We start from the raw sequence: 17,895 nt of genomic DNA, 5'->3' as shown, positions 1-17,895 counted from the left end.
TCCCGGACAATAGCCTTTTTGGCTATTTTCACCTGACTTCCGGCGTAACAATAATGATGAAACACCCCCTTGAAACCCTGATGAGCGCTGGCAGTATTTTGCTGCTGGCCTTTTTCTCCTGCCTGCTGCTTCCGGCTCCGGCGCTGACGATTGAACTGGCGCAAAAGCTCATCACGATGTTTCACCTGCTGGATATGAACCAGCTCTACACCATTATTTTCTGCCTGTGGTTCCTGGCGTTGGGTGCAATTGAATACTTCGTGATTCGCTTTATCTGGAAGCGTTGGTTTTCGATTGACCGTGATTGATAAGGTTATTTGTGTCGGTTGACGCTACGCGTAACCGACCTACAAAGCCTTCTGCAACACAATCGAACGAATATCATTGCCGGTTGGTGCCTGGTGAATACGCAAACCAAACTCGTCAACGACCGCGAAAATATGCTCGAAAATATCAGCCTGAATGGCTTCATATTCCAGCCATGCCACGGTATTGGTAAAGGCATAAATCTCTATCGGTAATCCTTCAGCACCAGGCGCAAGCTGGCGAACCATTAAGGTCATGTCTTTGCGAATACGCGGATGGTTTTGCAGATATTCAGTCAGATAAACACGGAACGTGCCAACATTCGTCATTCTGCGTCCGTTAAGCACTGAAGTCCCGTCGCTATTATGCGTACGGTTATAGTCTTCAATTTCTTTACTGCGTGAATCTATATACGGTTTTAATAAACGCGCATGGGTTAAACGCTGAATTTCATCCTCTGAGAGAAAATGAATACTGGTGGTATCAATATTAATGCTGCGCTTAATACGACGGCCGCCAGATTGCGACATCCCGCTCCAGTTTTTAAAGGCATCTGAAACCAGCGCGTAGGTTGGGATAGTGGTAATGGTGTTATCCCAGTTGCGTACTTTAACGGTGGTCAGGCCGATATCGGTAACGGCACCATCTGCGCCGAACTTTGGCATTTCCAACCAGTCACCTAGCTTTAACATGCGGTTTGCCGAAAGCTGAATCCCCGCCACCAGCCCCAGAATAGGGTCTTTAAATACCAACATTAATACCGCCGCCATCGCACCCAGGCCGCTGATAAGAATCGCTGGCGATTGGCCGATGACTCTCGAAATCATCATGATACCAATGATTATCGAGCTGATTAATTTCACTCCCTGGAATATGCCTTTAAGCGGAATATTTGAGGCAACGGTAAATTTCTGTGAGAAGTTATAAATAACATCCAACAAGGAAAATAACGACAGCAAGGAATAGAGCATAATCCATAGCTGCGCGCAGATAATCAGAATTGTGCTGACATCCGTACCCTTCTGCAACCACAGGACCGCCTGAACATTAACGATGATACCTTGCAGCGTTAACGCAACCCGATGAAATAACTTGTTTTCCGTGATAATTTGCAGCCACAAATGCTGGCTTGAGTTTGCACGTTTTTCAAAGGTGCGCAGAACAACTTTGTGCAGAATAAAATGGACTATTAATGAAAATACAAAAATAATACACAGAACCACAAATATGGAAGTTGTCTGGTCAATGACAATTCCAAATTTGCTAAAAAGTGAAACCAAATCTTTCATAACATCTCCTTCCGAATCAGCGCATATAATGATGGCTGATGAATTCATGTGCAACTATTAAGGCATTTTTAATATCCTGAATATTCTTTACAATATTTTCGTTGCAATAATGGGTATTGGATAATTCTCAACAAGAATAATGAGATAAAATCAGCTAATACCACAAACATTTCTCCTGCTGCTGGCTATACTGAATTCACGTAGGGTTCAGTTGCGAGAAGACAGCATGCCTTTAGGAGATTTTGTTCATTCCGACCCGTACACCCTCGGGGTGGAGCTGGAATTGCAGATAATCAATCCGCCAGGAAACGATCTGAGCCAGGATTCTTCCCTGCTGATTAGTTCACTGAAAGAGGCGGTGACTGAGGGTGAAGTCAAACATGACATCACTGAAAGCATGCTCGAAATTGCCACCGGAGTGTGCGGTGATATCACAGAGGCTTATGCCCAACTTTCCGGTTTACGCACGCAGGTTTTGCAATCAGCAAGCCAACATCATGTGGCTATTTGCGGTGGTGGCACTCACCCCTTCCAGAAATGGCAGCGCCAGGAAGTTTGCCAGAGTGAACGATATAACCAGACTCTGGAGCTTTACGGTTATTTAATGAAGCAGGCGACCGTGTTTGGTCAGCATGTGCATATCGGCTGTGATAACGAAGAAGATGCCATTTATTTGCTGCATGGGTTGTCGCGGTTTGTACCGCATGTGATTGCGCTGTCCGCATCATCGCCCTATATCCAGGGGGCTGACACCACTTACGCTTCGTCACGCCTGAATATCTTCTCCGCATTCCCGGATAACGGCCCCGCGCCATTTGTGAGTGACTGGAACGAATTCAAATGGATGTATCAACGCCTTGAGTCCAGCAGCATTGTGCAATCCATGAAAGACCTGCATTGGGATATTCGCCCCAGCCCAAAATTTGGCACGGTTGAAGTGCGCGTCATGGACACTCCCCTGACCATCACTCGCGCGGTGAATATTGCCGGGTTTCTTCAGGCACTGGCTCACTGGTTGTTAACCGAACGACCATTCGTACCGCGTTCAGAAGATTATCTGCTCTACCGCTTCAATCGTTTTCAAGCCTGCCGTTTTGGGTTTGAAGGTGTGCTGACGGATGTGCGCACCGGTGAACAACGCACGATGGCGGAAGATATTTTACCGCTGCTTGATACCCTTGCACCGTACGCCACGCAACTTAAGGGGTTTTCAGCGTTAGAGTCCATTGAGCGCTATGTGCGTAATAACGAGAGTGATACCCGACGCATTCGACAGTTTATCGCCGATGGAGGTCTTTTAACCGAATTGATGCGTGAACATTCTGAAATATGGGCGAATGAATAAATTATTTTGTCCAAAATAGGATTGAGAATATTCTTGCACTCATCGAAGCCTATGACATTTCAATGTATTTAGCATTGCTAAATACCCCCTTAATTATAACTAATGATGCCAGCCATTTATTAACACAAAAAACATGATAAAGTGACTGGTAACATTTTATTTCAGCCGCAAACTACACTCTCCTCTAACTTTAACCAGTAATACATCTTATTAAAAGGATTTATATTGTGACTGTATTATCAAACAAGGTTATTTATATTCTTAGTGACAACCGCTTTTTGTTGCCGGGTGTCGAAAAGGCCCTTTCTAATTTTCATGAGCCAAATGCTGTACTCACGGTCAGGCAAATCCCTAACAGCCAGCTTCTCGGCCTGTTAACCCAGCTTAGCGATCAGAAAAATGACCCTCACACGTTTAACTACTTTATTGCTGAACGACATGTTTTTTATATTTTAAAATCACACAACTTTTCGCCGCGTGGAGTCCTTATTCCTCCTACGATATCAATTAGTGAATTACAGTCCATTTTATTAAAACCCAACAAAAGCACAAATGAACTCAACTCAAATTTTTATTATCGCAATACGCATTCTCATCGCGAAGTAGAAATCGTTTCGTTGCTACTCGAAGGAATGCCACATAAAAGCATTGCCGATAAGTTAGGTATTTCGATTAAAACTGTCAGCCATCATAAGCAAGTCGCGATCAGAAAAAGTGGCTTTTCAAATTTCAACGAATATTACATGCGTAATCTTTCGATTCACCCGCTGATCCAGAGCCACTAACAATTTGTTTCCTCTTGCAAAAGAGGAAGCCCCCTCCTTTAGCCGCAATTCCCATTCATGAATTCAGCTCATAGACCCTGCCGTATCAGGTGAGCTAATCCCCTTGCGGGCGCGGTGATAGAGTTTCATTTTCGGATAACACGGCAAGCCTGGGTGAGTTTCCTATACTTCAGAGTCACTGTTGTCCATCTAACTCCGACTATAAACGTCGAATCGAGGAAAAAATGGAAGAAAAAATGAAAATTATCCAGGCGGGATCTCAGCCTTCTCAATCGGGCCCAGAAAGTTACTTCACAGGTAGAGTCCGTATTGATGCACCTTTCCAGACCACGCCACCCGCCCGTACCGGCGGTGCCACCGTCACTTTTGAACCGGGCGCACGCACCGCATGGCACACACATCCGTTAGGGCAAACGCTGATTATCACTCATGGTCATGGCTGGTTGCAGGAATGGGGAGGTGCCATCCGTGAAATGAATCAAGGCGATATTGTCTGGATCCCCGAGGGCGTGAAGCATTGGCATGGTGCGACACCCGACAACGCGATGACACATATCGCCATTGCTGAATCACTCAACGGCAGCCCGGTCGAGTGGATGGAACACGTCAGCGACGATCAATACAAAAAAGATACCCTTCATTCTTGAAGTTGCTTCTGCGTTGGCTGCACTCACTCACCCCAGTCACTTACTTGAGTAAGCTCCCGGGGATTCTCGAGTTTGCCGCCTTGAAGCAAATTCAATTATTTTGGGTATAGACTCTCAATCCGGAGAATTAACATGACGATGAAAGTGCTCGGTTATGCGGCTCAGTCCGCAGAAGTTCCACTTGCTCCCTTCGAGTTTATGCGACGCGAACCGCGTCCGGATGACGTAGTGATTGAAGTGATGTACTGCGGAGTTTGCCACTCAGACCTGCACCAGGCACGTAACGACTGGGGTTTCAGCCAGTATCCTGTGGTGCCAGGCCATGAAGTTGTGGGGCGCGTGGCCTCAGTGGGTAGCAACGTCACAAAATTTAAACCGGGCGATTACGCAGGAATAGGATGCATGGTCGACTCGTGTCGCACCTGCCATCCGTGTCAAGAAGGGCTGGAGCAGTATTGCGAAGAAGGCAACACCCAGACTTATAACGGTGTGGACCGCCACGATCACCAACCCACCTACGGTGGCTATTCCCAGGCCATTGTTGCCTCAGAAGATTTCGTGCTGAAAATGCCTGATGGAATGGACTTGAAAGGTGCCGCACCACTGCTTTGCGCGGGTATCACAACCTGGTCTCCGCTGCGCCACTGGAATGTGGGTAAAGGCAGTAAAGTGGCGGTTGTCGGCCTGGGAGGCCTGGGCCATATGGCGCTAAAACTGGCTAACGCGATGGGTGCCGAAGTCACGCTATTCACCCGTTCCGCCAGCAAAGAAGAAGATGCCCGCCGTTTAGGTGCGCATCACATTGTACTTTCAACCGATGAATCGCAAATGGCGTCGGTCGCCAACCAGTTCGATTTAATTATCGACACCGTACCTTACGACCATGACATCAACCCGTATATGCCAACCCTCACGCTGAATGGCACGCTGGTGTACGTGGGTTTACTGGGCAAAATTGAGCCGCCTGTCAGTACGCTGCCATTGATTCTGGGCCGTCGTTCCGTTGCAGGTTCCTGCATTGGCGGTATCAAAGAGACCCAGGAAATGCTGGATTTCTGTGGTGAACACGGGATTGTTTCCGATATCGAGATGATCAATATGCCGGATATCAACGAAGCCTACGAACGGATGCTGAAAAGCGATGTGAAGTACCGCTTCGTGATCGATATGGCGACGCTGAAAGCCTGATTCTTTTCCACCTCTCTGCAAACTGGGAGGGTTTTAACATTCCCCATCAATCCGTGTACAATCGCGCAACAAAACGGTTGTACTACGGATAGCCCGGTTGCCATCACTTTTCTCTTTATCACGCCATAAACTGCCTGCAGCACTCGCCATACTTGCGATGCTGATGCTTTTTATCGCCCCGGTGATCTCAAAATCACTGGAGCACCGGCGCGTTGCGATGAATAGCGAGCATCATATGATGAGCCACTCAGGCGGCATGATGATGGAAATGGCTGGCGAGAAAATGCCCTCGCCTTCGCATCTGATGCCAGGCATAGGCGCATCGTTGATGGATGATATCGCCTGCGGTTATTGCCAGTTGCTGCTGCATATTCCGTTGATTGTCTGGTTATTTATTCCGTTTATTTGGTTAATCTGGCGCATTTCTCGTATTCCTCCGCCACCCGTTATTGCCCCACTTCTTGCCCAACATGATGACGCCGAAGCGCTGCCACGCGCCCCTCCTGTCGCCCTGCTTCGTTAATACACACTTCTTTTAACGACAGAGGATTATCATGTCTGTGAATCAATCTCAGCTCGCCTACCGTGGCGCGCTGCTGACGCTTTTGCGTCGCCTGCATTTCTATATTGGCCTGTTTGTCGGCCCGTTTATTTTCGTCGCGGCCCTCACCGGCACGTTATACGTTTTAACGCCGCAAATTGAGAACGCGCTTTATCATGACGCGCTCCACACTCAGGACTCAGGTCAAAACTACTCGCTTTCGCAGCAAATAGCGGCGGCTCGTCACTATATTGGCGAAGAAGCGACTATTTACGCGATACGCCCGGCACCTGAACCCGGAGACACCACCCGCGTGCAATTTGCCGATTCTGCTTTGGGAGAATCTGAGTCCAGAGCCATTTTTGTCTCTCCTTCCACACTGGCCATTCAGGGCGATATGACGGTGTACGGCACCAGCGGCGTGCTACCGTTACGTACCTGGATTGATCAATTCCACCGTGGATTATTGCTCGGAGATATTGGGCGAATTTACAGCGAACTGGCAGCATCCTGGCTGTGGGTTGCCGCCCTGGGTGGTGTGGTGCTGTGGCTGACTTCACGTCCGAAACGAAAGCTAAAAGTGCGACACACCCCGCAACGCAAAGCACGCCATTGGCACATCACCCTCGGTGCAACGTTACTGCTTGGCCTGTTATTTTTCTCCGCGACCGGGCTGACCTGGTCGCAGTGGGCAGGTGGCAATATCGACAAAATGCGCAGTTCGCTGGGCTGGATGACGCCGCAGGTGAATACGTCCCTGGCACCGCAAACCGGCCATCAGCACCACGATCCCCATGCCGAACATCACGGCATGATGCCGGGAATGGTGATGCCCGATGCCGCAGATGACAGTTGGGATCGCGTTCTGCTTGCCGCTCGCGCAGCAGGAATCGAGTCGCACAAAATAGAAATTCGCCCTCCTCGTGCCGCCGATAAAGCCTGGACGGTGACTGAAATTGACCGCACCTGGCCAACGCATGTCGATACCGCAGCGGTCGATCCCCACAGTTTTAAAGTCATCGACAGAACGTTTTTCGCCGATTTTCCGCTGGTTGCAAAACTCACACGCTGGGGAATTGATGCGCATATGGGCGTGCTGTTTGGCCTGGCAAACCAGCTGTTACTCGCCGCCTTCGGCTTTGGTCTGTGCGCGATGATTCTTCTCGGATACCGGATGTGGTGGTTAAAACGCCCGGCGACTTCTGCGAGCAATCCCGCACAAACGCTGAGCGAGGCGTGGCTGGCGCTACCTGGCTTCTGGCGTGCAGCCATGGTGTTAATCGCGGCGGTATTTGGCTACTGCTTGCCCGTCATGGGTGTGAGTCTGCTTCTGTTTATTGCTGCGGATGTCGTGCGCTGGCGCAAGAGCACATTGAAATTGCAGGTTTCGTAGTTTTCCCCCTCACCCTAACCCTCTCCCTAAGGGAGAGGGGATTGTCCGGTTTTCCCCCTCTCCTGGGGGAGAGGGCCGGGGTGAGGGCCCGCCAAAATATTGGTCCTACCAATCCCTTCCAAAACGTGACCACCTCACGCTTACTGACAAAATGCACAACACAACCATTGCTAATGATTAACAAAAGATTAACCTTTACGCATTAACTACCCTACATTGCCGCATTGGTCCTACCAATCAGGCAAAAAATAATAAGCACATCACGTTCTGGAGAGTCCTGCATGCAAGCCTGGCAACAAGTTTACGACCCCGCAGGTAACATTTGGCTATCAAGTCTCATCGCTGCAATTCCGATTATTTTCTTCTTCTTCGCACTGATAAAACTGCGGATGAAGGGCTACACCGCCGCCACGATTACCGTGGGCCTGGCGTTACTCGTGGCGCTCTTTTTCTATCGCATGCCGGTTGACCGCGCATTGTCGTCAGTGGTTTACGGCTTCTTCTACGGCTTATGGCCGATTGCGTGGATTATTATCGCTGCGGTATTCGTCTACAAAATTTCGGTGAAGACCGGGCAATTCGATATTATCCGCTCGTCGATTCTCTCCATTACGCCAGACCAGCGCCTGCAAATGCTGATTGTCGGTTTCTCGTTTGGCGCGTTTCTGGAAGGGGCTGCGGGATTTGGCGCTCCGGTCGCCATCACCGCCGCCTTGCTGGTTGGGCTGGGTTTTAACCCGCTGTACGCAGCAGGATTATGCCTGATCGTCAACACCGCGCCCGTCGCATTTGGCGCGATGGGGATCCCGATTATTGTTGCAGGCCAGGTGACCGGGCTGGACAGTTTTGAAATCGGGCAGATGGTTGGCCGCCAGCTACCGTTCCTGACGATGATCGTGCTGTTCTGGATTATGGCTATCATGGATGGCTGGCGCGGCGTGAAAGAAACCTGGCCTGCGGTTATCGTGGCGGGCGGCTCGTTTGCCATCGCGCAATTTCTCAGCTCCAACTTCTTAGGCCCGGAACTGCCGGATATCATCTCTTCACTGGTTTCTTTGGTTTGCTTGACGGCTTTCTTGCGCGTCTGGAAGCCGGTTCGCATCTTCCGCTTTGGCGATGTCGGCGCATCAGTCACAGACCAGACGCTGGCTCGCAAAAATTACACCGCAGGCCAGGTGGTTCGTGCCTGGATGCCGTTTATTTTCCTGACAGCAACCGTAACGCTGTGGAGCATTCCACCGTTTAAAGCGCTGTTCGCACCGGGCGGTGCAATGGCCGATTGGGTATTTAACGTCTCGGTGCCATATCTGGACAAAATGGTCGCCAAAATGCCACCGGTTGTCGCCGAAAGCATGGCCTACGCGGCGGTGTATAAATTTGACTGGTTCTCCGCAACCGGCACCGCAATTCTGGTTGCCGCACTTATCTCCATCGTTTATCTGCGCATGAAACCGAAAGCCGCCATCGAAACCTTCGGTGAAACGCTCAAAGAATTAGCGCTGCCGATTTACTCCATCGGCATGGTGCTGGCCTTCGCCTTTATCTCGAACTATTCCGGCCTTTCGGCAACGCTTGCGCTGGCACTGGCGCACACCGGCCACGCATTTACTTTCTTCTCGCCATTCCTCGGTTGGCTGGGCGTATTCCTGACCGGGTCCGATACATCATCAAACGCTTTGTTCGCCGCCTTACAGGCCACGACAGCACAACAAATTGGCGTGTCAGATTTGTTGCTGGTTGCCGCTAACACCACCGGGGGCGTGACCGGGAAGATGATTTCACCGCAGTCGATTGCGATTGCCTGCGCCGCGGTAGGTTTAGTGGGCCGGGAATCGGACTTGTTCCGCTTCACCGTCAAACACAGCTTAATTTTCACCTGCATGGTCGGCGTCATCACCACGCTTCAGGCCTATGTCTTAACCTGGATGATCCCTTAATGACGACTCAACCGCGCCTGGCTGACCATTTAGTTGAGCGCGTAAAAGCCTTAATTAGTGAACGTAAACTGGAGGCGGGCATGCGGTTGCCCGCCGAACGCCAGCTTGCCACCGAGATGGGCGTTTCGCGCTCCTCTCTTCGCGAGGCGATTCAAAAACTGATCAGCGAAGGCATTTTGATTAGCCGTCGCGGCGGCGGGACTTTTGTACGTTACGAAGTTCAGGCCTGGTCCGAGCAACGCATTGTTCAGCCACTCAAAACGTTGGTTGAGAACGATCCGAACTATCGCTACGACATTTTGGAAGCCCGCCATGCGATAGAAGCCAGCACCGCCTGGTATGCCGCTCAGCGTGCCACCCCCGCCGACAAAGAGAAACTCATCGCCTGCTTTGATGCCACGGTGAAGTTCAAAGAAAGCGACGATCCGGATCTGGCCGCGCAGGCGGATGTGCGTTTTCACCTGGCGATTGCCGAGGCCTCGCACAACATCGTGCTGCTCCAGACGATGCGTGGATTTTTTGACCTGCTGCAATCCTCCGTGATGCACAGCCGCCAACGCATGTACACCGTGCCGACTATTTTTGCCGGACTCACCGAACAACATAACGAACTGTTGCAGGCCATTCTGGCAGGCGACCCCGAGCGCGCACGCCTGGCTGCAAAAACGCACCTCGGGTTTGTCCATACCACGATAAAAACCCTGCATGAAGACGAAGCCCGACAGGCGCGAATCAGCCGCCTGCCTGATGAAGACACCGACGTAATAAGGGACGAAAATCCATGATTATTTCTGCTGCAAGTGACTACCGTGCCGCTGCAAAGCGCATCCTGCCACCCTTCCTGTTCCATTATATCGACGGTGGGGCGTATGCCGAACACACGCTGCGACGTAACGTTGATGACCTGGCAGAAGTGGCGTTAAAGCAGCGCGTTTTAAAAAATATGTCGGCACTGAGCCTTGAAACCAAACTGTTTAACGAAACGTTGTCGATGCCGGTCGCACTGGCTCCCGTTGGGCTATGTGGGATGTACGCCCGTCGTGGTGAAGTCCAGGCGGCAAAAGCGGCGGCGGCAAAAGGCATTCCTTTTACGCTTTCCACCGTTTCCGTCTGCCCGATTGAAGAAGTCGCTCCGGCCATTGACCGCCCAATGTGGTTCCAGCTTTATGTTTTGAAAGACCGTGGCTTTATGCGTAATGCGCTGGAAAGAGCCAAAGCGGCGGGCTGTTCGACACTGGTGTTTACCGTCGATATGCCAACGCCAGGCGCTCGTTACCGCGACGCCCACTCCGGCATGAGCGGGCAACACGCCGCCCTGCGCCGCTACTGGCAAGCGGTGACGCACCCGCAGTGGGCGTGGGATGTGGGTCTGAATGGTCGCCCGCATGATTTAGGCAACATCTCGACTTACCTGGGCAAACCGACCGGGCTGGAAGATTACATTGGCTGGCTGGCGAATAACTTCGATCCGTCAATTTCCTGGAGTGACCTGGAGTGGATCCGTGAGTTCTGGGACGGCCCGATGATCATTAAAGGTATTCTCGACCCTGAAGACGCCAAAGATGCCGTGCGATTTGGTGCCGATGGCATTGTGGTTTCCAACCACGGAGGCCGCCAGCTCGACGGCGTGCTCTCGTCTTGCCGCGCCCTGCCTGCTATTGCCGACGCGGTAAAAGGCGATATCGCGATCCTCGCTGACAGCGGGATCCGCAGCGGTCTGGACGTGGTGCGCATGATTGCTCTGGGTGCCGATACTTGTCTGTTAGGCCGCGCCTATCTCTATGCGCTGGCGACTCACGGCCAGGCTGGCGTTACCAATTTACTGAACTTGATCGAGAAAGAGATGCGCGTGGCCATGACGCTAACGGGTGCAAAATCCATCGCCGAAATCAGCCAGGAGATGCTGGTGCGCGAAGGTCTGAAAGATATCCTTTCGCCGCAAGGCATGGCGGTTGGTTTTTAGAGAAAGAAAAGTGCTCGCACCATTGCACAATGTGGCGAGCTTTTTGTTTACCCCGTTAATTCAGCAAAGTGGATCCCAGCTGCATTAATGATTTTTTTGGTGGTGCTAATAGTCGGGTTGCCGCGTGCGGAAAGCGTTCTGTAGAGAGTTTCGCGGTTCAGTTTGGTTTCGGCTGCAATTTTGCTCACCCCACCTCGAGCTTCAACGAGACGACGTAAAGCCAGCAGGAATAACACTTCACCGTTCTGTTCATCCAGACCCGCAAATGCCCCTTTGATATATTCAACGGCAAAGGCGGGGTCTTCTTGAAGCATTTCAATCACTGTTTGGTCGAACTCGTTAAATTTCATTTTCTGACTCCAGATGTTCTTGCCACCATACCACTGCCTGATCGATATCCGCTTGCTGCCTGCGTTTATCGCCACCGAGCAATAACAGGTAAGTGTCCTTGCCCTCATGTGCGTAATAAATCCGATAACCAGGACCTTCATCAATTCGCATTTCCCATACACCTTGCCTGCAATGCCTATGGTCGCCAGGGTTATTGAGCGCCAACTGGTCGATACGCCGCACAATTTTAAATTTCGCCCGCGCATCCTTTAATGCTCTTAACCACTCATTAAAGGGCGTCTTACCGTTTTGCAGTTTGAAGTACTTAATGATATTCATCCTTGAAACCTCTCGAGTGTAGCTTTTATACCACATCAGTCAATGACTTTATTTTGAGCAAAATAATCGCTTGGGGATGCAGGCTATGGCATAGAAAGGAAAATTGGCAGGGATGTTCGAGAGGGAGTTTCAGCTTTGCGGCATGCCTTCCAGCATGGAGAAAAATGGCATGGTGTTGCCTCCAGAATTTACCGAAGGCAACACATATTGATTATCAGTTAAGTTTGTAGTCCAACGTGATTTCAGCTTTCATCAGTTGTGATACCGGGCAACCGGCTTTGGCTTTTTGAATGATTTGGTCGAATTTGGCGCTATCGGCACCTGGCACTTTTACTGTGCTGGTTAGCGCAATTTTGGTGATAGCAAAACCGCCGTCGGTTTTATCCAGTGAAACATCAGCGGTGGTATCAATGCTTTCTGCGGTGTAACCCTCTTCGCCCAACATCAACGACAGCGCCATGGAGAAACATGCCGCGTGCGCTGCACCGATTAGCTCTTCTGGATTGGTTCCGGGTACACCCTCAAAACGGGTATTAAAACCATAGGGTTGCTGCTTTAGCGCCCCGCTTTCGGTGGACACGGTGCCCTTACCGCGTTTAATGTCGCCTTCCCAGTGTGCTTGCCCTTTCTTATGAATCGTCATATCTGCGCTCCTGTTTTATTGACACAAACCACAAGTATAGGAGTTGGATACGTCTTCGCCTGGTAACTAAGAGCAATCCTTTCGTAACGTAAAAATAAATCGAATAAATCATCGCTCTCGAATGTTCACTGCATACCGAACACGATGAGGATTTTGCCATGAACCATTTTTCTCGTTTTTTGTTACCCGCTGTTGTAAGCAGCGTATTTTTACTTTCAGGCTACGCCCAGGCCATGGGTGGCAGCAGCGATGAACCCACGCCACCAACCTGCCCCAAAGGGCAAATTTACGATCAAAAAACCAAAACTTGCATGGTCGATAAGGGCGGGATGATAGGTGACGAAGCCCGTACTGATTACGCTTACGCGCTGGCAAAAGCGGGTCGTTATCAAGAGGCTCTGGAGATGCTCAACACCCTGCAAGACCCGAATACAGCCGAAGCGCTGAATTATCGGGGATATGCCACCCGCAAGCTGGGCCGCACCGATGAAGGCATCAGCTATTATTTAAAATCTGTCGCGCTTGATCCCAAATATCCAAAAGTTCGTGAGTATCTGGGTGAAGCCTACATGATAAAAAACCGTCCTGACCTGGCGCGTGAACAACTGGCGACCATCAAAACCTTATGCGGTACAGGCTGCGAAGAATATCGTGACCTGGCAGCCGCCATCGACGGTCATCCGGAGTCCTGATATTCGCCTGTGGAGGCAAAAATCAGCAGCGAAACGATACGCAAAGAAATTGCCCAATACCTTTCCCGCTTGTGGCGCTATGGCCTGGTGCTTTCCCACCGGCGGGATGTGGCGGATGATTTGGTGCAGGCTACCTGTGTGCGGGCGCTGGAACGCGCCCCGCAATTTATTGCTGGCAGTCGTATGGACCGCTGGCTGTTTTCGATATTGCATTCGATCTGGATTAATGAAGTTAGGGCGCAGCAAATTCGCCGTGGGCAAGGTTTTGTCGATGTGGATGAACTGGTCGGTGAAGAACACAGCGACGACCCCATCTGGTCAAATGATGTGATGAAGCGGGTGAATCGCCTACCCGAAGCCCAGCGCAATACCGTGTTTTTGGTCTACGTGGAAGAGTTGTCTTACCGGGAGGCTGCCGTCGTACTGAATGTCCCTGTCGGGACGGTGATGAGCCGTCTTGCCACCGCTCGCCTCACCCTCGCGCAGGACACCGCGCTCCAGGCCAGTTCGCCGCAATTCAAAGGAGAGAAACAATGAGTCTTCCCCTCAACACGGACGAAATGCTGGTGGCATATCTGGATAATGAGCTAAGTGAAACGCAGCGCAAAGATCTGGAAAACCAGCTAATCGCAGACGACGCGCTGGCGCAGCGGTTGGCGCTGCTCGAACGCAGCAATCTTCCTTTCAAATCCGCTTTTGAGCCTTTGCTGGAGCTGGCTCCTGATGAACACTTACAACAGCAGTTTTCTGCAGAATTTCGCAAAAATCACAACGTCTCAAGACGCAATTTAATTGCCGCCGCCGTAAGCTTCCTGGCGTTAGGCGTAATTGGCGATCGGGTGTTTCTGCACTTTTCGCAACCGGAGGAAAACTGGCGCGAATTAGTGGCGCAATATATGGCGCTTTACACCCCAGAAACACTGGCTGAAACGCCAACTCCGCAGGCTCTCGATGCGCAGTTGAAAGTTACCGAAACGCAGCTCGGCGTTACGCTCGCCGCCGCAAGCCTTGCTCTGCCCAATGCCACGCTGAAAAACGCTCGTGTTCTGGCCTACGAAGATCGGCGCATCGCGCAAATTACCTGGCTTGAAAGTACTGGCCCGCTGGCACTGTGTATTACCCGGCAAACCGGAAACGCGATAAATGCACAAAGCGAACAACGTCTGGACATGAATATTGTTTACTGGGCGAGTCAGTCACACCAGTTTATGGTGATTGGCCACGAAACACCTGCAAAAATGAGCGAAATTGCCGAACGGTTGCAGCACGGTATCGGCACCTGATTCGCGTGCTTTTACGTCCGGGAAATCAACGTTAGACAGTCCAGTCTTCCGCGCGTAGCCCTACCACACTATGGAATGCGCGGTCGCTGGTCACAATAGTGGTTTTTTCACTGAATGCGTGAGCCGCAATCAACATGTCTAACGTGCCCATCACCTGGCCTTTTTTCTCCAGACTCGCCCTGAGTTTACCGTACGTTTCAGCCGCTGCGCTGTCCCATGGGTACACCGATACAGTATCAAGAAAGCCCATAACTGCTGCCTTCAGGGTTTTATTTTGCCGTTTTGCCACGCCAAAAAGCAGCTCCGCCTCCGTAATACTTGAAATCACAATTCTGGAAGGCGGAATGTTTGAAATCTTCGCCATGACCTGTGGATGTCGGCGTAAAAAATAACTGACCGTATTGGTATCCAGCATCCAGACCATTACTTAATTCCTGCAAAAGGATCTCTGTCCGCAGGAGGCTGATTGCGTTCTTCTGCATCCAGGAAGTTATCTGGCACACGCGCTTTTGCAATCAGAGAGATAACGTTATCCCAGTTATCTGGTTTTGCTGGTCTTTTTGAAAGAATCACATTGCCTTCCTTGTCTTGTCGGATATAAACCCTGTCGGTATCGAATTCGAATTCCACCGGTAACCTCACCGCCTGGTTCCTGCCATTTTTAAAAATCTTCGCGATACGTTCCATTCCCTTCTCCCTACAAAATATAGCCTATGCCAAAGCATATGCCTTCTGCTGATTTTAGCCAACAGGGATTCGTAAGAAGAAAGAATAAACGACAGGCAAAAACTAACGCGTTTCAGCGACACTTGCCTGTTTTTTTTCAGAGTAGATTTTGATTGTGCCAGGAGGTTTCCGCAGGAAATGAAACACGTACATTTAGACCAAAATTAATTGAAGGGATCTCGCAATTTAGCATGTTGGCGGAGGGAAAAATCTCTCCGCCAGCCGCCAGGTTATTGCACTAAAGCCGTCAGTTTGCCAAACACTTGTGCACCGTCTGCGTCACGTTTGATTTGCACCACATCTTCAAGTTTGTCGATTTGGCTGATCATTTGCTCAAGACGCTGGTCGTCTGCCACCTGTAGCCAGATACGGCTCTGGTCGCCCTGCGGGAGCGGAAGACAGAGGATCCCTTCAACGTTAAAAGCGCGGCGGGCAAACAAGCCGCAAATGTGAGACATCACGCCCGGATGGTTGCGCACAGTAAGTTCAAGAATAACAGTTAGTTGTTGCATGGCTTACTCTCCAATCATCTCAATATTGGCAGCGCCTGGCGGCACCATCGGGAATACTTTTTCGCTGGCATCAATGCGCACGTGAATCAGGCATGGGCCTGGGCGCGAAATAGCTTCTTGTAACGCAGCTTGTGGGTTTTCGGCGGCGTTCAAATCGCAGGTTTGCAGCCCAAAACCTTCGGCAATTTTCAGGAAGTTAGTTTGGCCGGAATAGGTCGCGGCAAAGACATTTTGTTGATAGAACAGCGTTTGTTGTTGATGTACCAGTCCCAGTGCCTGGTTGTTCAGCAGGATAATTTTCACATCCAGGTTATGTTCGGCAGCGGTCGCCATTTCCTGAATATTCATCATGATGCTGCCATCGCCGGTAAAACACAGCACTTTGCGATTGGGTTCCGCCAGCGCCGCGCCAACTGCCGCTGGCAGGCCAAAGCCCATCGTCCCTAAACCACCGGAAGTCAGCCACTGGCGTGGACGGTTCAGCGGATAAGCCTGTGCCACCCACATTTGGTGCTGCCCAACGTCGGTTGTGATAATCGCTTCATCATCCACACACGCCGCCGCCGCGTTGATCAGGCCGTATGGCGTCAACGGGTTGTCAGCGCCCGGCATGTTGAATGGAAATTCCTGCTGCAAACCAGCGACCTGTTGCAGCCACTGCTGGCGCAGTTGCGCGTTAACTTTTGGCAGTAATTGTTCCAGCACTTCGCCCACATCGGCGCGAATAGCGATATGCGCTTGTTTGATTTTGCCCAACTCGGCGCGGTCGATATCGACGTGAATGATTTTCGCATTCGGGCAGAATTCTTCGGTTTTACCAATTGCCCGGTCGTCAAAACGCGCGCCCAGAACAATCAGCAAGTCCGCTTCCTGCAAAATAAAATTGGTGCTGCGTGCGCCATGCATCCCCAACATGCCCAGAGATAATGGGTGTTTAGCCGGGATCGTGCCGAGCGCCATGAGCGTCATCGTGGTGGGCAAATTCGCTTTCTCAGCAAGCGCACGCGCATCCGCATGAGCATTAATCACCCCGCCACCGAGATACAGCACCGGGCGCTGCGCCTGGTTAATCATCGCGGCGGCATCAGAAATTTGTTGAGCATCAAATTGTGGCGCAGGGGTCGGCGCACACACCGCTGGCAACTCGCTGATGTCGATTTCAGCGGTCTGTACGTCTTTTGGAATATCAATCCATACCGGCCCTGGGCGGCCTGACTCAGCAATGCGGAACGCCTCGCAAATCACCTGCGGCAGTTCGGCGATATCGCGTACTAAATAGTTGTGTTTGGTAATGGGAATGGAGATGCCGTAGGTGTCGACTTCCTGGAATGCATCGGTGCCAATCATGGATTTCGGCACTTGCCCAGTGATGCAGACCAGCGGGATGGAATCGAGGCGCGCATCGGCGATGGCGGTAACCAGGTTTGTAGCACCCGGGCCACTACACGCGATACACACCGCGGCTTTGCCCTGGGTTCGTGCCATGCCTTGTGCCATAAAGCCTGCGCCTTGTTCGTGACGCGCCAGAATATGACGAATTTTTTGGCTTTGGCTCAGTGCATTATAAAGCGGCAGGACTGTGCCACCGGGAATACCGCTGATGGTGGTAATGCCATGATGTTCAAGCAATTGCACAATCAACTGTGCGCCCGTAATGCGGTTTGCTTGCGGTGGGTTTTCCGATATTGCCATTGCTCCAGTCCTTCTTCTTATGCCGTTTCGCTTTTGGCCGGGGGACTAAAACAAGAAACCCCGCCCGGTTTGCGCCGGCGGGGTTTTGGAATCGATACGTTGATTCAGACCCTACGGCGCTAAGCCTGCGACCACCACCACACACACGACGACCACCGCGGCTGGTAGCGCGGTTAGTAGTAGGCCAGTGTTGCGAGTGAATGTAGTCATTAGGGTCCTGAATATGTGTTGTGCGTTTTTAACGTCGAAATTTATACAACCACACAGCCTCGTTTCACACAACA

21 protein-coding genes and 1 pseudogene are annotated in these 17,895 nt (G+C 51.1%); 13 read left to right on the top strand and 9 right to left on the bottom strand.

Translation table 11 applies throughout. The features are described from left to right. Positions 1 to 56 precede the first annotated feature (56 nt). Positions 57 to 308 (top strand): DUF1158 domain-containing protein, encoded by a 252-nt coding sequence (locus AC0IWZ_RS04630; RefSeq protein WP_034494557.1) that lies wholly within the window; start codon positions 57 to 59, stop codon positions 306 to 308. A gap of 39 nt (positions 309 to 347) precedes the next feature. Here AC0IWZ_RS04630 and AC0IWZ_RS04625 read toward each other — a convergent pair whose 3' ends face one another. Next, positions 348 to 1,595, bottom strand: coding sequence for a mechanosensitive ion channel family protein (locus tag AC0IWZ_RS04625; RefSeq protein ID WP_471678027.1), 1,248 nt, complete (start codon positions 1,593 to 1,595; stop codon positions 348 to 350). A gap of 226 nt (positions 1,596 to 1,821) precedes the next feature. On the opposite strand from AC0IWZ_RS04625, the gene AC0IWZ_RS04620 reads away from it, so the two are divergent. The 9 genes and pseudogenes from AC0IWZ_RS04620 to lldD all read left to right on the top strand — a co-directional run bounded on the left by AC0IWZ_RS04620 (position 1,822) and on the right by lldD (position 11,394). Further along, on the top strand, positions 1,822 to 2,940 hold the full coding sequence (locus AC0IWZ_RS04620) for a YbdK family carboxylate-amine ligase (RefSeq protein WP_471678029.1): 1,119 nt from the start codon (positions 1,822 to 1,824) through the stop codon (positions 2,938 to 2,940). Between the two features lie 227 nt (positions 2,941 to 3,167). Continuing rightward, the gene (locus AC0IWZ_RS04615) at positions 3,168 to 3,725 is read left to right on the top strand and encodes a helix-turn-helix domain-containing protein (protein WP_034493867.1); all 558 of its coding nucleotides are present in this window, start codon (positions 3,168 to 3,170) and stop codon (positions 3,723 to 3,725) included. A gap of 224 nt (positions 3,726 to 3,949) precedes the next feature. After that, the gene (locus AC0IWZ_RS04610; RefSeq protein WP_034493866.1) at positions 3,950 to 4,372 is read left to right on the top strand and encodes a (R)-mandelonitrile lyase; all 423 of its coding nucleotides are present in this window, start codon (positions 3,950 to 3,952) and stop codon (positions 4,370 to 4,372) included. A gap of 132 nt (positions 4,373 to 4,504) precedes the next feature. Then, positions 4,505 to 5,560: an NAD(P)-dependent alcohol dehydrogenase gene (locus AC0IWZ_RS04605; protein WP_471678031.1), complete on the top strand. Its 1,056-nt coding sequence runs from the start codon at positions 4,505 to 4,507 to the stop codon at positions 5,558 to 5,560. Between the two features lie 97 nt (positions 5,561 to 5,657). Continuing rightward, entirely contained in the window at positions 5,658 to 6,083 is a 426-nt protein-coding gene (locus tag AC0IWZ_RS04600; protein WP_471678033.1) for a DUF2946 domain-containing protein, read from the top strand. Between the two features lie 31 nt (positions 6,084 to 6,114). Then, a pseudogene (locus tag AC0IWZ_RS04595) lies at positions 6,115 to 7,470 on the top strand (PepSY-associated TM helix domain-containing protein); the annotation flags it as partial. A 305-nt stretch (positions 7,471 to 7,775) separates the two neighbouring features. After that, positions 7,776 to 9,431: an L-lactate permease gene (lldP, locus tag AC0IWZ_RS04590; RefSeq protein WP_034493860.1), complete on the top strand. Its 1,656-nt coding sequence runs from the start codon at positions 7,776 to 7,778 to the stop codon at positions 9,429 to 9,431. Further along, on the top strand, positions 9,431 to 10,216 hold the full coding sequence (lldR, locus tag AC0IWZ_RS04585; protein WP_172895299.1) for a transcriptional regulator LldR: 786 nt from the start codon (positions 9,431 to 9,433) through the stop codon (positions 10,214 to 10,216). Before lldP ends, lldR begins: the two co-directional genes overlap by 1 nt. Next, positions 10,213 to 11,394 (top strand): FMN-dependent L-lactate dehydrogenase LldD, encoded by a 1,182-nt coding sequence (gene lldD / locus AC0IWZ_RS04580; RefSeq protein ID WP_115630326.1) that lies wholly within the window; start codon positions 10,213 to 10,215, stop codon positions 11,392 to 11,394. Before lldR ends, lldD begins: the two co-directional genes overlap by 4 nt. Before the next feature lie 47 nt (positions 11,395 to 11,441). Here the strand turns inward: lldD and AC0IWZ_RS04575 are convergent, their stop codons facing one another. The 3 genes from AC0IWZ_RS04575 to AC0IWZ_RS04565 all read right to left on the bottom strand — a co-directional run bounded on the left by AC0IWZ_RS04575 (position 11,442) and on the right by AC0IWZ_RS04565 (position 12,706). After that, positions 11,442 to 11,744: a helix-turn-helix domain-containing transcriptional regulator gene (locus AC0IWZ_RS04575; RefSeq protein WP_034493857.1), complete on the bottom strand. Its 303-nt coding sequence runs from the start codon at positions 11,742 to 11,744 to the stop codon at positions 11,442 to 11,444. Continuing rightward, on the bottom strand, positions 11,734 to 12,063 hold the full coding sequence (locus tag AC0IWZ_RS04570) for a type II toxin-antitoxin system RelE/ParE family toxin (RefSeq protein WP_471678035.1): 330 nt from the start codon (positions 12,061 to 12,063) through the stop codon (positions 11,734 to 11,736). Before AC0IWZ_RS04570 ends, AC0IWZ_RS04575 begins: the two co-directional genes overlap by 11 nt. Positions 12,064 to 12,277: 214 nt before the next feature. After that, complete coding sequence (locus tag AC0IWZ_RS04565) at positions 12,278 to 12,706, bottom strand: OsmC family protein (protein ID WP_172895301.1); 429 nt, start codon at positions 12,704 to 12,706, stop codon at positions 12,278 to 12,280. 158 nt (positions 12,707 to 12,864) lie between these two features. On the opposite strand from AC0IWZ_RS04565, the gene AC0IWZ_RS04560 reads away from it, so the two are divergent. The 3 genes from AC0IWZ_RS04560 to AC0IWZ_RS04550 all read left to right on the top strand — a co-directional run bounded on the left by AC0IWZ_RS04560 (position 12,865) and on the right by AC0IWZ_RS04550 (position 14,681). Further along, entirely contained in the window at positions 12,865 to 13,398 is a 534-nt protein-coding gene (locus tag AC0IWZ_RS04560) for a tetratricopeptide repeat protein (RefSeq protein ID WP_034493855.1), read from the top strand. Positions 13,399 to 13,485: 87 nt separating this feature from the next. Next, entirely contained in the window at positions 13,486 to 13,935 is a 450-nt protein-coding gene (locus AC0IWZ_RS04555; protein WP_471679087.1) for an RNA polymerase sigma factor, read from the top strand. Next, the gene (locus AC0IWZ_RS04550; RefSeq protein ID WP_471678037.1) at positions 13,932 to 14,681 is read left to right on the top strand and encodes an anti-sigma factor family protein; all 750 of its coding nucleotides are present in this window, start codon (positions 13,932 to 13,934) and stop codon (positions 14,679 to 14,681) included. The genes AC0IWZ_RS04555 and AC0IWZ_RS04550 overlap by 4 nt, the downstream gene beginning before the upstream one ends. Positions 14,682 to 14,712: 31 nt before the next feature. Here AC0IWZ_RS04550 and AC0IWZ_RS04545 read toward each other — a convergent pair whose 3' ends face one another. The 5 genes from AC0IWZ_RS04545 to ivbL all read right to left on the bottom strand — a co-directional run bounded on the left by AC0IWZ_RS04545 (position 14,713) and on the right by ivbL (position 17,821). Beyond that, positions 14,713 to 15,105, bottom strand: coding sequence for a PIN domain-containing protein (locus AC0IWZ_RS04545; RefSeq protein ID WP_471678039.1), 393 nt, complete (start codon positions 15,103 to 15,105; stop codon positions 14,713 to 14,715). After that, the gene (locus AC0IWZ_RS04540; protein WP_034493852.1) at positions 15,105 to 15,368 is read right to left on the bottom strand and encodes an antitoxin; all 264 of its coding nucleotides are present in this window, start codon (positions 15,366 to 15,368) and stop codon (positions 15,105 to 15,107) included. Before AC0IWZ_RS04540 ends, AC0IWZ_RS04545 begins: the two co-directional genes overlap by 1 nt. 269 nt (positions 15,369 to 15,637) lie before the next feature. Beyond that, positions 15,638 to 15,919, bottom strand: coding sequence for an acetolactate synthase small subunit (ilvN, locus tag AC0IWZ_RS04535; protein ID WP_034493851.1), 282 nt, complete (start codon positions 15,917 to 15,919; stop codon positions 15,638 to 15,640). 3 nt (positions 15,920 to 15,922) lie between these two features. Continuing rightward, on the bottom strand, positions 15,923 to 17,611 hold the full coding sequence (ilvB, locus tag AC0IWZ_RS04530; RefSeq protein ID WP_471678041.1) for an acetolactate synthase large subunit: 1,689 nt from the start codon (positions 17,609 to 17,611) through the stop codon (positions 15,923 to 15,925). A 111-nt stretch (positions 17,612 to 17,722) separates the two neighbouring features. Beyond that, positions 17,723 to 17,821: an ilvB operon leader peptide IvbL gene (gene ivbL / locus AC0IWZ_RS04525; protein WP_471678042.1), complete on the bottom strand. Its 99-nt coding sequence runs from the start codon at positions 17,819 to 17,821 to the stop codon at positions 17,723 to 17,725. Positions 17,822 to 17,895: the final 74 nt, after the last annotated feature.

Source organism: Buttiauxella sp. AC142, assembly GCF_979253435.1.
This window is presented reverse-complemented; position numbering and strand designations above follow the sequence as displayed.

Excerpts from the sequence above, each read along its gene's own strand:
- AC0IWZ_RS04630 (WP_034494557.1), top strand. The coding sequence starts at position 57 with ATGAAACACCCCCTTGAAACCCTGATGAGCGCTGGCAGTATTTTGCTG.
- AC0IWZ_RS04625 (WP_471678027.1), bottom strand. The coding sequence starts at position 1,595 with ATGAAAGATTTGGTTTCACTTTTTAGCAAATTTGGAATTGTCATTGAC.
- AC0IWZ_RS04620 (WP_471678029.1), top strand. The coding sequence starts at position 1,822 with ATGCCTTTAGGAGATTTTGTTCATTCCGACCCGTACACCCTCGGGGTG.
- AC0IWZ_RS04610 (WP_034493866.1), top strand. The coding sequence starts at position 3,950 with ATGGAAGAAAAAATGAAAATTATCCAGGCGGGATCTCAGCCTTCTCAA.
- AC0IWZ_RS04605 (WP_471678031.1), top strand. The coding sequence starts at position 4,505 with ATGACGATGAAAGTGCTCGGTTATGCGGCTCAGTCCGCAGAAGTTCCA.
- lldP (WP_034493860.1), top strand. The coding sequence starts at position 7,776 with ATGCAAGCCTGGCAACAAGTTTACGACCCCGCAGGTAACATTTGGCTA.
- lldR (WP_172895299.1), top strand. The coding sequence starts at position 9,431 with ATGACGACTCAACCGCGCCTGGCTGACCATTTAGTTGAGCGCGTAAAA.
- lldD (WP_115630326.1), top strand. The coding sequence starts at position 10,213 with ATGATTATTTCTGCTGCAAGTGACTACCGTGCCGCTGCAAAGCGCATC.
- AC0IWZ_RS04575 (WP_034493857.1), bottom strand. The coding sequence starts at position 11,744 with ATGAAATTTAACGAGTTCGACCAAACAGTGATTGAAATGCTTCAAGAA.
- AC0IWZ_RS04570 (WP_471678035.1), bottom strand. The coding sequence starts at position 12,063 with ATGAATATCATTAAGTACTTCAAACTGCAAAACGGTAAGACGCCCTTT.
- AC0IWZ_RS04565 (WP_172895301.1), bottom strand. The coding sequence starts at position 12,706 with ATGACGATTCATAAGAAAGGGCAAGCACACTGGGAAGGCGACATTAAA.
- AC0IWZ_RS04560 (WP_034493855.1), top strand. The coding sequence starts at position 12,865 with ATGAACCATTTTTCTCGTTTTTTGTTACCCGCTGTTGTAAGCAGCGTA.
- AC0IWZ_RS04550 (WP_471678037.1), top strand. The coding sequence starts at position 13,932 with ATGAGTCTTCCCCTCAACACGGACGAAATGCTGGTGGCATATCTGGAT.
- AC0IWZ_RS04545 (WP_471678039.1), bottom strand. The coding sequence starts at position 15,105 with ATGGTCTGGATGCTGGATACCAATACGGTCAGTTATTTTTTACGCCGA.
- AC0IWZ_RS04540 (WP_034493852.1), bottom strand. The coding sequence starts at position 15,368 with ATGGAACGTATCGCGAAGATTTTTAAAAATGGCAGGAACCAGGCGGTG.
- ilvN (WP_034493851.1), bottom strand. The coding sequence starts at position 15,919 with ATGCAACAACTAACTGTTATTCTTGAACTTACTGTGCGCAACCATCCG.
- ilvB (WP_471678041.1), bottom strand. The coding sequence starts at position 17,611 with ATGGCAATATCGGAAAACCCACCGCAAGCAAACCGCATTACGGGCGCA.
- ivbL (WP_471678042.1), bottom strand. The coding sequence starts at position 17,821 with ATGACTACATTCACTCGCAACACTGGCCTACTACTAACCGCGCTACCA.